Origin of the sequence: Paenarthrobacter nicotinovorans (genome assembly GCF_007670255.1) — a bacterium.
Taxonomy (GTDB): domain Bacteria; phylum Actinomycetota; class Actinomycetes; order Actinomycetales; family Micrococcaceae; genus Arthrobacter; species Arthrobacter nicotinovorans_B.
Genome location: NZ_SZVS01000002.1, coordinates 1 through 12,460, shown reverse-complemented (window position 1 = coordinate 12,460; position 12,460 = coordinate 1). Strand labels below are relative to the sequence as shown.

Here is a 12,460-nt window from a genome sequence, read left to right as displayed (position 1 = left end):
AGTTCAGGCCGAAGGCAGCATGGCGATCAGCACTGGAACAATGCCCAGGCAGATGAAGGCCGGCAAAGAGCAAAGACCCAACGGCACCACGAGCTTCACGCCCAAGGCAGCCGCACGCTTTTCAGCGGCCCTGAAGCTTTCGCGCCGTTCCCTGGCGGCTTGGGCGTACAGGATCGAGGCCGACGGTGCTCCTGTGAGCGCAGCGAAGGCAAGTGCTTCCTTCAGCCGCAAGACCTCAGGTGTGTGCTGTGCAGGCGTGCGCCAGGCAGTTTCCCAGTCGGTGCCAATGGCCAATGCACCGGCGACAGGTCGCAGTGACTGGCTGATGGGAGGCGACGCTGCTCCAGCGAGCAGGTCCAATGACCTCCCGATTCCGGCGCCGGCGTCCAGCATGCAAGCCACGAGCTCCAGCATCATCGCCGGATCGCGAAGGCCGTCCACGGAAGTGCCCGCACTACCCGAAGCGCCGCTGGTCCCCGACGACCCGGGGCGGGCGGCAAGGAACAAGCTCGCCCTGGTGGGGACAGCGAAAGCGACGAACGCCGCAAGGGCCAGGATTCCCACCATCACCAGGACCCCGGCTCCCGCCATCAGTTGCCTCCCGCTGCGGCAGCGACCAATGTTGAGGACCAGATACGTCCGGCAACTGTGAGCAAAAGTCCGGCGGCAAAGGTGGCAACGCCCCAAGGGTTTCCCAGCAGGATTCCCAGGGGGTCCACACCCAGGATCATGCCGAGGACCAAGCCGAACAAGGGAAGCCATGACAGCAGCCGAACAGTGGCCTTCGGACCTGCGAGCGCGGTTTGGCGGGCAGCTTCGGCGTCTTCCTCAGCTTCGAGCTGTGCAGCGAACCGGGTCAGGAGATCCGCGAGCGGACAACCGCTCGCTTCGGCAACGTCCATGCAGGCAGCCAGTTCCATCCACACCCTCCGTTCGGAACTCCCGCGCGGTGGGTAAGTTTGCGCTGCTGTCCGGCGGATCGCCTCAGCGGGAGAATTCCCCAACGTGGAGGCGGCCCGTGCTGCGCCCAGCACCTTCAAGGACTCAGCGGAAAGGGTTGACCGAAGGGGCAGGGAACCCGTTCCACGGCCGGCTCCGGTCTGCGCGGCAGGTTCGCCCGCGGATCGCGGATCATGGACAAGCCACAATTCTTCCCACAGTGCCGACGTGCCGCGCCCGCCGCGCAGGAGGGCGGCCAACTGCTGAACGAGGACCACGAGTTTGAGCGGCTCGGGAGAACGGCGTCGCAGCAATCTTTGGGCCGGGGCTGCCCTGGGCGGACGGGAACCGGGGTCCCCCGGCTTGCCCAGGCTTCGTGTCCTGCGACGACGGCCCGCCTCGTCGCCCCGGAACTGCAGCCACGCCGCATAGGCCAGGACGAGAACCATGATGCTCATCATGGCTGCAGCTCCGGGAAAAGGCGCCTGGACAACTCCAGCCATGCCGGTCCTTCCACAATGCCGGCGGGGCCCAAGGTCAGCGCGGCCACTACTTCCGGACCTTTGGGGGTCTGGAGCATCATCCCGATGGACGTCACTCGTCGCCCCGCCTGGGTCCTGGCCACATGGATGACTGCGTCCAGGGCAGAGGAGACCTGCAACTGAACGGCCTCGGCGTTCAAGCCCGCGAGCGCACCGAGGGCCACGAGTCGTGCTGGTACCGCTTCGGCTGTGTTGGCGTGGATGGTGGCCCCGCCTCCGGTATGCCCCGTGTTCAGCGCCGTCAGCAATTCCCTGACCTCGGCGCCGCGACATTCTCCAACGATCAGCCGATCGGGCCGCATGCGCAGCGCCTGCCGGACCAGTTCAGCCAGGTCCACGCTGCCTTCGCCTTCCAGATTCCCGTGGCGTGATTCAAGGCAGACCACGTGTGGGTGGACCGGGTTGAGTTCGGCGGCGTCCTCGATCAGGACCAATCGCTCGTCCTGATCGCTAAGGCCCAGCATGGTGGACAGGAGGGTGGTTTTTCCTGAGCCCGTTGCGCCACTGATCAGGAAGGTCAGCCTCCGCTCAATGATGGCCCGGAGAACTGCCTCGATCCTTTCGGAGAACATTCCGCCTGACCTCAGCTCGGACAAAGTAAACACTTCTTCACGGCGTATGCGGATGGACAGGAGGGTCCCTGCAGTCGAGATGGGGGCGAGCACGGCATGGATGCGGTAGCCGCCTTTGAGCCGGACATCGACGCAGGGCGAACCATCGTCCAACCGGCGTCCTCCTGCGGCTACCAGCCGTGATGCAAGGGACCTGACATGGTGCTCAGCGTCGAACCGTACCGAACTGCGTTCCAGACCCCGCCCGCGGTCGAACCACACCGAGTCCGGCGCGTTGACGAAGATATCGGTAACAGAGGGGTCTTGGGCCAGTTGTTGCAGTGGGCCCAGCCCACTCAGTTCGGCGTTGATGGACTCTGCAGCTTCCAGGGCACCGGCGGTCCCCAGCAACCTGCCGCTGGCTTGGATGGCTGCCGCCACGGTGGACGGCGTGACCGGTCCCCGGCCAGCCAGGACCGATTCGCGGACTGTTTCAAGTAGCACCGTGTCGAGCTTTGGTGCCTGCTGGCGGCGCGGCCCTTCACGGAACCTGCTCATCGGTGGGCTCCGTGCAGCTCCAGTACGCTCCCAGTGAGGCGGCTGATGTCCTTACGGCGGCCCAGTTCCAGCAGCCTGCCCAGTTCCGTCCCGGCTGCCACGCCGCGTACCTCGGGAACCACCCCGACCAGCGGGATCCCGAGCGATTCCGCGATGAAAGTCGGCTGTACCTGCGAAGCGTTGCTGCCGCGCACCAGCAGGCCAGTGTCTACTGGCGGGAGCTCGTCCAGGATCCGGGCAGAAGCTACGGCCGACCTCAAGTGAGCGGTTGTCAGCAGCAACAGATTGTCGCAGTCCCATGAAAGTCTTCCCACGCCCTCACTGCTCCGTCCGAGGTCCACGAAGGTGAGCTCGAACGCCCGGCGTGCAGCGTCCATGATGGCAGCAATGGCACCGGCATCCGGACTTTGTACGGGCTCACGGGTGCCAGGCCAAGACAAGTACGTGAAACCACCAGCGACCGGCAGGGAATCCCTGAATTGGACAGGATCCATGCTTCCCCTGCTTTCCTGGAAGTCCGGCCACCGGAGACCCGGAACCGGCTCATCAGTGACAGCAAGTTCCAGTCCACCTCCCCATGGGTCGCCGTCGATGAGAAGCGTGCTGACTCCTTGGGAGGCCGCGGCCTGGGCAAGCCAAATGGCGGCCGTTGATGCCCCCGCACCGCCGCAGCCACCCACGATCCCCGTCACCGTCCCACCGGGATCGGGTGAACCCGACATGGTCAAGTGTTCGGCAAGCCAGGAGGCGGCGTCGGGAAGGACTGCCACGCGCTCTGCTCCCAGTGCGGCGGCCATGCGCCATAGTCCGTCTCCATCGCTGGCCTTGCCCAGCAACACCGAAGGCGCCCGCCGACGTGGCGGCAGTTCCCGGACATCACTGCCCACCAAGACAACATCTGCGCTGTCCCATCCGTGGACGGCCTCGCTGACGCCTTCAGCGGTTCGAAGAGTTCCTCCTGCCGCGGCCACTATCCGCTTTGCTTCCTCTTGAAGGTAGGGGTCCGCCGAAACCAGGAGCACCCCTGATGCCTCCCGCGGCAGCCAGTAGCCGCCCGGATCCCCTTCTTCGGGCTGGCCGATGGGTTGCCTGTGCCGACGAATTCGCTTGCTCATGACAACACCCTCGCCCAACCCCCCAAGCCCGGATAAGCCCCCAAAGGACCGTATGTGCAAAAAGCCCGCCCCTTTGCAGCCGGGAACGGCTTGTGGAGGACTAGTCAGGCGCCACAGGCCGCCGTTCCCGGCACGTCCCGGGCTGAAGAGTGCACAGCAGCAGTCCTTCCAACAGGGCAGAATGGGACGCATGTACTTGCTGCTTGCCGCCCACCCGGACGGCGCAGCCATACAGAGGATCTCTCCTGCAGGAAAAGCTACTGCGGACGCCCGCGTCGTCACCCGTGGTGAGTTGCCCGGCGTCGTCCGTGAGCTCGAAACCCAGCGGCCACGCTGGGTGTGGCACCGCGCCCAGGACTGGTATCCGGGACTGCTGGACCACGGCATCGAGCTGGAGCGGTGCCATGACCTGGCGCTCTGCGGAGCGATACTGGCACATTCGGAATTCACTGCCCACACGGACTACGCCCGGAACGCGGTTCACCTCACCCAGGACGACGACACCCCACCCCGCATCCTTCAGCCGCCACCGCCCTCCGCGGATCAAGGCGCGCTGTTTGAGGACCCCACGCCGTCGGATCCCAAGGCAGGCCTGGCGGAACTGAAAGCGGAATTCGCGGCCCAGCAAGAGGCGCTGGCACAGGTCGGCAGCGACCAGCAGCGCAGGCAGAGGCTCCAGTTGTTGCTCGCTGCTGAGTCGGCGTGCGCGATCATCGCCGTCGAAATGCAGCACGCCGGCGTTCCCTGGCGGGAAGAATTGCACCAGCAGATCCTCGCTGATGTCCTTGGCCCACGTCCGGCCCCCGGCAACAGGCCTCCGGCTTTGGAAGGGCTCTGCACTGAGCTCCGGACCATCCTCAACTCCCCGGGCCTGAACCCCGATTCGCCGCAGGACCTCATGCGGGCGCTCCATCGCAACGGCATCGAGGTGAAGAGTACGCGGCAGTGGGAGCTCCAGGAGTCGAAGCATCCCGCCATCCAGCCCCTGCTCGCCTACAAGAAACTCTCCCGCCTCCACACCGCCAACGGCTGGGCGTGGCTGGACGCGTGGGTGCGGGACGGGCGCTTCCACCCGGAATATGTGGTGGGTGGCGTGGTGTCGGGCCGTTGGGCCTCGCGCGGGGGCGGCGCCCTGCAAATTCCCCGCAACATCCGTGCGGCGGTGCACGCGGACCCGGGCCACAAGCTGATCGTCGCTGACGCCTCGCAGCTTGAACCGCGGGTTCTGGTGGCCTTGGCCCAGGACACCAAGATGGCTGAGGCTGCCCGCGACAAGGACCTCTACGCCGGCATCGCCGCCCAGGGGTTCGGCGGCGACCGGGCTAAAGCGAAAGTCGCGCTGCTGGGAGCCATCTACGGTGCCACCACCGGCGAATCCGGCAGGCTCATGCCACAACTGGCACGCACTTATCCCCGCGCTGTGGGGTACGTGGAACAGGCTGCGCGGGAAGGCGAAGCCGGCAGGACTGTCACCACGCGGCTCGGACGAAGCAGCCCGCCGCCGTCGGCCGGTTGGCTCCGGAGCCAACAATCAACCACTGCGGAGGAGCAACGCCGGGCCGACAACCTGGCCCGCTCCCGCGGACGCTTCACCAGGAACTTTGTGGTCCAGGGCTCGGCAGCTGAGTGGGCAGCGTGCTGGCTCGCGGAATTACGACGCCGGTTGCGGACCATGCGTGCCGAAGGCGCACCATCAGGGGAACTCGTCTTCTTCCTGCACGATGAAGTCATGGTCCACGCCCCCGATGACGCCGTGGATGCGTGCATCAGGGCCATCGAAGAGTCCGCCGCTGCAGCCAAGGACTTGATGTTCGGACCGATTCCCGTGGAATTTCCGGTGAGTGTGGCCGTCGTCGACTCTTATGACAAGGCGAAATAGCCGCACATTAGCGGCAAGCGTGCAGACTTTCCAGTCACATCTCGCCGGATGAGGTGCCATGACCTGCGGATGACGGGCGACTTTGGTTCGCCGCCGCTTCCCTATATTTTCACTAGGTAAGTGGACTTATCAGTCCACCGGGGCATGCAAGGAAGCATCATAAGGGGGAAGCATGGCAGGCAGGTTTGAAATTCTCTCTGACAACGGTCAGGGGTACCGGTTCCGGCTCACGGCCGCCGATGGGACTGTGGTGGCGGAGTCGCCAACATTCCCACACCTGGACGGCGTTGTGGCCGGGATCGAGGCCGTTCGGGAAAACGCGGCAACGGGGCTGATCGTGGATCGTTCGACGGCGGCCCGCAAGGCCGCCTGAACGGTCCCACCGGCGGCGTCGTCAGAGGTCGATGTCGTGGAGTTTGGCCCGATCCCAAGGAACGGTCCACCCCAGCTCGTCGAAAAGGCCGCTGAGGACCATTCCCGTAAAGCCCCACACCACCACGCCGTTGATGGTGAACCCCGGGCTCGTATAGGTGCGCCCGAAGCGGGAAATCGTGGCCGTGACCCGGTTGGCAGGGTCCAGGAGGTCGCGGACAGGAACCCGGAAAACCTGCGCGGATTCGGCGTAGTCCACCACTCGGACCGGGGACGGAGCATCCCACCACGCCAATACCGGGGTCACGCGGAAGTTGCTGCGAATGAGTCCAAGCTCGGGGATAACTCCAAGGACGCGCACACCATTGGCATCCAGCCCTGTTTCTTCCACCGCTTCACGCAGGGCAGCGGCCACCACGGACTCGTCCTCGGGGTCCACGCTGCCGCCCGGAAAGGCCACTTGCCCCGGGTGGTCGTCCAAGGTGTGGGCGCGTTCCAGGAGCAGGACGTCAAGGTCGGCCGGAGCGATGGGGCGGCCCGACTCCGCGGGGACGTCGTCAAGAACGCCAAAGAGCATGAGCACCGCAGCTGCACGGTTGGTCTCGGCCGTGACGGGGAGCATGTCCCAGAGGGCGGAGTGCTCCTGCTGACCGGCCTGGAACCTTGTCACCAAGGCGGTCAGTTCCTCAAGCGCGGTCACCCGGGCCTCCTTTGCGATTCCATCCGGATCTCGGCGGCGCGGTGTGTCTCGGCCAGCAGCTTTTCCAGCAGTTCCTCGTTGCCCGGGGCGAGCTCGTATTTGAGCAGTTTGGCGGCTTTGACGGGATCTGTTTCGCCTTCACCGTAGCTCGGGCACAGGCTGGCCACCGGGCATGCGCCACAGGCCGGCTTCCGGGAATGGCACACCCGGCGTCCGTGGAACACCACCCGGTGCGACAACATGGTCCAGTCCCGCGGTTCAAACAGTTCGGCTACATCGAACTCGATTTTTACGGGGTCGTCCGAAGTGGTCCAGCCGAACCTTCGGGCCAAGCGTCCAAAGTGAGTGTCCACCGTGATGCCGGGAACTCCGAAGGCGTTGCCCAGCACAACATTCGCCGTTTTGCGTCCGACGCCGGGCAGCGTCACCAGGTCCTCGAGCCTGCCGGGGACCTCGCCGTCGTATTCATCCACCAGCCGCGTGCTGAGCGCCAGTACGTTCCGGGCCTTGGCCCTGAAAAAGCCGGTGGGCTGAAGAATCACCTCCAGCTCAGCGGGGTCGGCCTCGGCCATGGCCCGGGCATCGGGGTAGCGGGCAAACAGGATCTTGGTGACCTGGTTGACCATCACGTCCGTGGTCTGGGCGGACAGGACCGTGGCCACCACCAGTTCGAAGGGATTCGTGAAGTCCAGCTCCGCGTGCGCGTACGGATACTTTTCCGCGAGGACCCTGTTGATCTTGCGGGCCCGGCGCTTGAGTGCGAGCAGTGAACCAGCTTCGGCGATGGCCACGTCGTCCCGTCCTAGCCGCGTTCGATGTTGCTGAGCTCCCGAAGAACCCCCAGCTTGCCGTCGGTGTCCTGGACCAGGAACTCATGGCCCCGGTCTTCGAGTGCGAGCACCCAGCCACCGGGTTCGATGGTGAAGGACGGGGCGCCCGTGCGTTCGTCGTAGGCAGTGCGCGGCTGGGCTACCGCGAACCAGAACGCCTCATACTGCGGCGCATCGGACTCCTCGGGGCGGCTCGCGGGATCGACCGTGGCACCGATGGTGTCGCTGACCCTGCGGGTGTCGCCGGAGACGATCGGGGTTGCCATGGTGGCTGCCCATGGCTGCTGGGCAGCGGGCTGCTGGGCGGCAGGCTGCTGGGCATGCTGCGTGGTGGCCGGCTCTGCAGCAGCGGACGGTGCTGCTGCAGGAGCTTCAGCGGGCTGCGCATCCTTGGCAGAGCCCTCCCGTTCAGTTGCCGGTACCGCAGCCGAGGCGCCCGCACCCGAGCTCCCTGCGACAGGTTCCTGACCGGCTGGCTCGCCGGGGAGCTTGCTGTCCGCAGAATGCACGACGGCGGGAGCTTCCGTTGCCTGCGACGGCTCGCTTCCGTAGCTGGCTGGCGGAGCGAAGGGGCTGGGTGCGCCCACGCTGGTGGCACTGGCAGCAGCTGCGCCGGGGGCGGTTGCACTGGCTGCGGTTGCGCCCGGGGCAGCGGGGGAAGGGGCGGCTGCGGTTGCACCGGTTGCAGTGCCGGCAGCCGGGTAAGCAGCAGAGGCTCCGGGGAAGCCCGCGCCCGCACCCGAGGTGCCGGCGCTGAAGGATCCCCCGCCGGAAGCACCGAAGGTGGCACCTGGCGTGGAGGTCGACGTGTTCGCGTTGGGAGCTTTTGGCGCTTTAGGTGCCTTCGGCGCTTTGGGAGCAGCAGGCTTGCGGCTGGGCACGGCTGCTTCGCGGGCAACCACATGGGCCGGAGTCTCGGCACGTCCCTTGAAGTCGGCGGAGAGGAAGGGAAGGTGTGGGGCAAGGACGGTCGCGGCAAGCAGGCCCACGGAACCAACCAAGCCCAGAAGGACGCTCCCATTGAACGAATTGGCGATGGTCAGGAAGAACAAAGGGAAGGCAAAGGATGCCGTGACGGAGGCGAATTGGTCAACGGACAGCGAACCGACGCGGACGATGGTTCCCGGCTGCAAGCGGCGGGCGACGAAGAGCGCCACCACGACCAACGGCAGGATGATTCCGAGCAGCAGGAAGAACAGGTTGCCGAGGTTCCAGAGGTTGTAGCGGGAGCCGAACATGGGCAAAAGGGACGCGACAAACATCAGGAGCGTGGAACCAAAGACGGTGAGGTCCCGGATGGTGAAGGGCCCGGCCACGGCGTCGAACTTGGTGGCGCCACCGGTTGTGGCATCGCTTTTTCCTGATGCTGCAGGCGTTGATTGCGCAGGGCTGGCAGCAGCTTTGCCATCTGGTCCAGTGGCCGTTCCAGCCGTGGTGTCCGGTCCCGTCGGCTGTGAGTCGTGCGGTCCTGGGCTCAGCTGGTTCATGTATTTCTCCTTTGTACGGCGGCGTCTTGGGCAGTCCGGTCCAGTGATTTCCACGGGATTCCGCAGGATCGCCGGACACGCCTGGGGGTGCGTCCCAAGACCTCTTCAGCCTATGCCACCCCCCTGACAGCCTTCTAGCCGAAAACGGCCATACGGCATCGCCCACAGCGAACTCCAAGGTTGCTTACAGAAAGCAGCACCGGTTTTGGCTGCTGAGAGCGCTGGGCGCGGACCGGCGTCGTACGTCATGTAAGCGTTTCCCAGCCGCCCAAGGTGCCATTCGGCGCTAAAAATGTGCCGCTCGCTGCCGCGTTTGTGACCACGCACACGTAGGACGTCTCGAGGCGATAGTGTGGAAGGCGGACAGTACTCTGCGGACCTAACGGCGGGCTCCGCGCAGCAAAGATCGATGAATGATGAGGTTCACCATGTCCCAGGACACCACCGGATCCACGGCCACCGCTGCAGCTGCAACGGCTCAGAACGGTCAGGCCCCCCACGTAGAGGCCCTTGAAAACCTCCTTCACGAGAACCGCAAGTTTGCGCCTTCGGCCGAGTTCGCCGCGAACGCCGTAGCAACAGCGGACGCCTACAAAGAGGCCGAAGCCGACCGCCCCGCGTTCTGGGCGAAGCAGGCCCGTGAGCTGCTGACGTGGAGCAAGGACTTCACCGAAACCCTGGATTGGTCCAACCCGCCCTTCGCCAAGTGGTTTGTGGGCGGAGAAATCAACGCCGCCTACAACGCCTTGGACCGCCACGTCGAAAACGGCCTGGGCGACCGCGTTGCCATCTACTTCGAGGGTGAACCCGGCGACACCCGCAGCTACACCTACGCGGAACTGACCGAAGAGGTCAAGAAGGCCGCGAATGCGTTCGAAGCCCTGGGCGTGGCCAAGGGCGACCGCGTGGCCGTGTACCTGCCCATGATTCCCGAGGCCGTTATCACGCTCCTGGCCTGCGCTCGGATCGGCGCTGTGCACTCCGTAGTTTTCGGCGGCTTCTCGGCCGACGCCTTGCGCTCCCGGGTCGAGGACGCCGAAGCCAAGCTCGTGGTCACCGCCGATGGCACCTACCGCCGCGGCAAGCCGTCCCCGCTGAAGCCGGCCGTGGACGAAGCCCTCAGCAAAGAAGGCCACACAGTCCAGAACGTGGTCGTGGTCAAGCGCAACGGGGAGGACGTCAACTGGGTCGAGGGCCGCGACCTGTGGTGGGACGACACCGTGGGCGTCGCTGGAACCGAGCACACCGCCGTCGGACATGACTCCGAGCACCCGCTTTTCATCCTCTACACCTCGGGCACCACCGGAAAGCCCAAGGGCATCCTGCACACCACCGGCGGCTACCTCACCCAGGGCGCCTACACACACAAGTCCGTGTTCGACCTCCACCCGGAAACGGACGTGTACTGGTGCACCGCCGACGTCGGATGGGTCACCGGCCACTCGTACGTCACCTACGCGCCCCTCGTCAACGGGGCCACCCAGGTCATGTACGAAGGCACCCCGGACTCACCGCACCAGGGCCGTTGGTGGGAAATCGTGGAGAAGTACAAGGTCTCCATCCTCTACACCGCTCCCACCGCCATCCGCACGTTCATGAAGTGGGGCCGTGACATCCCGGACAAGTACGACCTCTCCTCCATCCGCGTTCTTGGCTCCGTGGGCGAATCCATCAACCCCGAGGCTTGGATGTGGTACCGGGACGTCATCGGCGGAAACGCCGGCAAGAACGGTGGGAAGAAGGAACACCCCGCGCCGATCGTGGACACGTGGTGGCAGACCGAAACCGGCGCCCAGATGATCGCACCGCTTCCCGGCGTCACCGCCACCAAGCCCGGCTCGGCCCAGGTCCCGCTTCCCGGGATCGCCGTGGACGTCGTGGACGAGAACGGCGCTTCGGTGGCCAACGGCGAAGGCGGCTACCTGGTGGTCCGCGAGCCGTGGCCCTCCATGCTCCGTGGCATCTGGGGCGACCCCGAGCGTTTCAAGGACACCTACTGGTCCCGGTTCGAGGCCATGTACTTCGCAGGTGACGGCGCCAAGAAGGATGAAGACGGCGATGTTTGGCTCCTGGGCCGCGTGGATGACGTCATGAACGTCTCCGGCCACCGCCTCTCGACCACCGAGATCGAATCCGCCCTGGTGAGCCACCCGTCCGTCGCCGAAGCAGCGGTGGTCGGTGCCGCCGACGAGACCACCGGCCAGGCCGTCGTCGCGTTCGTCATCCTCCGCGGCGACGCCGTAAACAACGGTGACGAAACCGTGCTGGAACTGCGCAACCACGTGGGCAAGGAAATCGGCCCGATCGCCAAGCCGAAGCAGCTGCTGATCGTTCCGGAACTGCCCAAAACGCGCTCGGGCAAGATCGTCCGCCGCCTCCTGAAGGACATCGCAGAAGGCCGCGATACCGGCGACGCCACCACCCTGGCAGACCCCGGCATCATGACCCAGATCGCGGAATCGCTGCGTAAGTAGCGTCACCGGGTCCAAACGCACGACGACGCCGCTCGCCTCCCGGGGTGGGCGGCGTCGTCGTGTATTTAGCGCTTATTTACGGGGACCTCGGCCTAGACTGGTGCCAGACCCAGCCCCATGTTTGACGAGGTTCCCAGAAAGGCCCTGATGCTTCAGGCAGCACGCCACTCCGCCATCATCGAAGCCGTCCAGCGCGAGCGCGTGGTACGGGTCTCCGACCTCGCCCACTTGCTGGGCGTCTCCCCCATGACCGTGCGGCGCGACATCGAGGCCCTCGAGGAAACCGGCAGAGTGGAACGCATCCACGGCGGAGCCAAGCTGCCCGGTGACGCCAGCACGCATGAACCCGGCTTCGAGCTGAAATCGACCCAGCTCACGGCCGAGAAACATGCGATCGCGGTGGAAGCTGCCTCCATGGTCCAGGAGGGCATGGCCATTGGTTTGGGCGCAGGGACCACCACCTGGGCGTTGGCCAAGGAACTCGTCAACGGTCCCCGGATCACCGTGGTGACCAACTCGGTGCGGATCGCGGACCTGTTCCACCACGGCGCGTCCTCCGGTCCGGGGCGGTTCGGTTCCACCGTCATCCTGATTGGCGGCGAGCGCACCCCCTCCGATGCCTTGGTGGGGCCGATCGCCACGGCATCGTTGAAACAGCTGCACCTCGATGTCCTCTTCCTGGGGGTGCATGGCATGGACGCACAGGCCGGCTTCACCACCCCGAACCTGCTCGAAGCCGAGACAGACCGCGCCTTCATGTCCTCGGCACGAAGCACCGTGGTCCTTGCCGACCACAGCAAGTGGGGCGTGGTTGGCATTGCCTCGATCGCCGCGCTGGAAGAGGCTGACGAGCTCATCACGGATTCCTTGCTGGGCGATGACGCGCGCAGGGTGCTGGAGGAGAACGTGGCCAGGCTCAGGATCGCCGACGCCGTCCCCAACTAATATGTAGTTTCTTTTGTCAATGGGCGTGGGGAAGCGGCCTCGGTTTGTGTCCGGGGTCGCTTCCTTTT

Annotated in this window: 12 protein-coding genes; 5 read left to right on the top strand and 7 right to left on the bottom strand. The window is 65.5% G+C overall.

The features are described 5' to 3' along the window. Positions 1-3: 3 nt before the first annotated feature. Genes FDP28_RS02900 through ssd form a run of 4 tightly spaced genes read right to left on the bottom strand, consistent with a single transcriptional unit; the run spans position 4 to position 3,705 of the window. A complete protein-coding gene (locus FDP28_RS02900) occupies positions 4-591 on the bottom strand; it encodes a type II secretion system F family protein (RefSeq protein WP_144659117.1) in 588 nt (195 codons plus the stop codon). After that, positions 591-1,442, bottom strand: a complete 852-nt coding sequence (locus FDP28_RS02895) for a type II secretion system F family protein (protein WP_397320729.1) — start codon at positions 1,440-1,442, stop codon at positions 591-593. The genes FDP28_RS02900 and FDP28_RS02895 overlap by 1 nt, the downstream gene beginning before the upstream one ends. Further along, entirely contained in the window at positions 1,397-2,590 is a 1,194-nt protein-coding gene (locus FDP28_RS02890) for a TadA family conjugal transfer-associated ATPase (protein ID WP_144659116.1), read from the bottom strand. Before FDP28_RS02890 ends, FDP28_RS02895 begins: the two co-directional genes overlap by 46 nt. Beyond that, entirely contained in the window at positions 2,587-3,705 is a 1,119-nt protein-coding gene (gene ssd, locus FDP28_RS02885; protein WP_186313489.1) for a septum site-determining protein Ssd, read from the bottom strand. Before ssd ends, FDP28_RS02890 begins: the two co-directional genes overlap by 4 nt. A gap of 190 nt (positions 3,706-3,895) precedes the next feature. Between ssd and FDP28_RS02880 the strand changes: the two genes are divergently transcribed. Then, positions 3,896-5,584, top strand: a complete 1,689-nt coding sequence (locus FDP28_RS02880; protein ID WP_144659115.1) for a bifunctional 3'-5' exonuclease/DNA polymerase — start codon at positions 3,896-3,898, stop codon at positions 5,582-5,584. Between the two features lie 172 nt (positions 5,585-5,756). Beyond that, a complete protein-coding gene (locus FDP28_RS02875; protein WP_144659114.1) occupies positions 5,757-5,957 on the top strand; it encodes a YegP family protein in 201 nt (66 codons plus the stop codon). A gap of 21 nt (positions 5,958-5,978) precedes the next feature. Here the strand turns inward: FDP28_RS02875 and FDP28_RS02870 are convergent, their stop codons facing one another. The 3 genes from FDP28_RS02870 to FDP28_RS20955 are packed head-to-tail and all read right to left on the bottom strand — an operon-like array spanning position 5,979 to position 8,073. After that, positions 5,979-6,656: an NUDIX hydrolase gene (locus tag FDP28_RS02870; RefSeq protein WP_144659113.1), complete on the bottom strand. Its 678-nt coding sequence runs from the start codon at positions 6,654-6,656 to the stop codon at positions 5,979-5,981. Continuing rightward, on the bottom strand, positions 6,653-7,447 hold the full coding sequence (nth, locus tag FDP28_RS02865; RefSeq protein WP_144659112.1) for an endonuclease III: 795 nt from the start codon (positions 7,445-7,447) through the stop codon (positions 6,653-6,655). The genes FDP28_RS02870 and nth overlap by 4 nt, the downstream gene beginning before the upstream one ends. An 11-nt stretch (positions 7,448-7,458) precedes the next feature. Beyond that, positions 7,459-8,073: a hypothetical protein gene (locus FDP28_RS20955; RefSeq protein ID WP_397320725.1), complete on the bottom strand. Its 615-nt coding sequence runs from the start codon at positions 8,071-8,073 to the stop codon at positions 7,459-7,461. 315 nt (positions 8,074-8,388) lie between these two features. Between FDP28_RS20955 and FDP28_RS20950 the strand changes: the two genes are divergently transcribed. The 3 genes from FDP28_RS20950 to FDP28_RS02850 all read left to right on the top strand — a co-directional run bounded on the left by FDP28_RS20950 (position 8,389) and on the right by FDP28_RS02850 (position 12,392). Beyond that, on the top strand, positions 8,389-8,850 hold the full coding sequence (locus FDP28_RS20950) for a hypothetical protein (RefSeq protein WP_397320723.1): 462 nt from the start codon (positions 8,389-8,391) through the stop codon (positions 8,848-8,850). Between the two features lie 551 nt (positions 8,851-9,401). Further along, complete coding sequence (acs, locus tag FDP28_RS02855; protein ID WP_144659648.1) at positions 9,402-11,447, top strand: acetate--CoA ligase; 2,046 nt, start codon at positions 9,402-9,404, stop codon at positions 11,445-11,447. Between the two features lie 147 nt (positions 11,448-11,594). Beyond that, complete coding sequence (locus tag FDP28_RS02850) at positions 11,595-12,392, top strand: DeoR/GlpR family DNA-binding transcription regulator (RefSeq protein ID WP_144659110.1); 798 nt, start codon at positions 11,595-11,597, stop codon at positions 12,390-12,392. The last annotated feature ends 68 nt before the right edge of the window (positions 12,393-12,460 follow it).

Bases quoted from the DNA above. Each gene is read 5' to 3' on its own strand.
- FDP28_RS02900 (WP_144659117.1), bottom strand. From the start codon at position 591: ATGGCGGGAGCCGGGGTCCTGGTGATGGTGGGAATCCTGGCCCTTGCG.
- FDP28_RS02895 (WP_397320729.1), bottom strand. From the start codon at position 1,442: ATGGCTGGAGTTGTCCAGGCGCCTTTTCCCGGAGCTGCAGCCATGATG.
- FDP28_RS02890 (WP_144659116.1), bottom strand. From the start codon at position 2,590: ATGAGCAGGTTCCGTGAAGGGCCGCGCCGCCAGCAGGCACCAAAGCTC.
- ssd (WP_186313489.1), bottom strand. From the start codon at position 3,705: ATGAGCAAGCGAATTCGTCGGCACAGGCAACCCATCGGCCAGCCCGAA.
- FDP28_RS02880 (WP_144659115.1), top strand. From the start codon at position 3,896: ATGTACTTGCTGCTTGCCGCCCACCCGGACGGCGCAGCCATACAGAGG.
- FDP28_RS02875 (WP_144659114.1), top strand. From the start codon at position 5,757: ATGGCAGGCAGGTTTGAAATTCTCTCTGACAACGGTCAGGGGTACCGG.
- FDP28_RS20950 (WP_397320723.1), top strand. From the start codon at position 8,389: ATGGGCCGGAGTCTCGGCACGTCCCTTGAAGTCGGCGGAGAGGAAGGG.
- acs (WP_144659648.1), top strand. From the start codon at position 9,402: ATGTCCCAGGACACCACCGGATCCACGGCCACCGCTGCAGCTGCAACG.
- FDP28_RS02850 (WP_144659110.1), top strand. From the start codon at position 11,595: ATGCTTCAGGCAGCACGCCACTCCGCCATCATCGAAGCCGTCCAGCGC.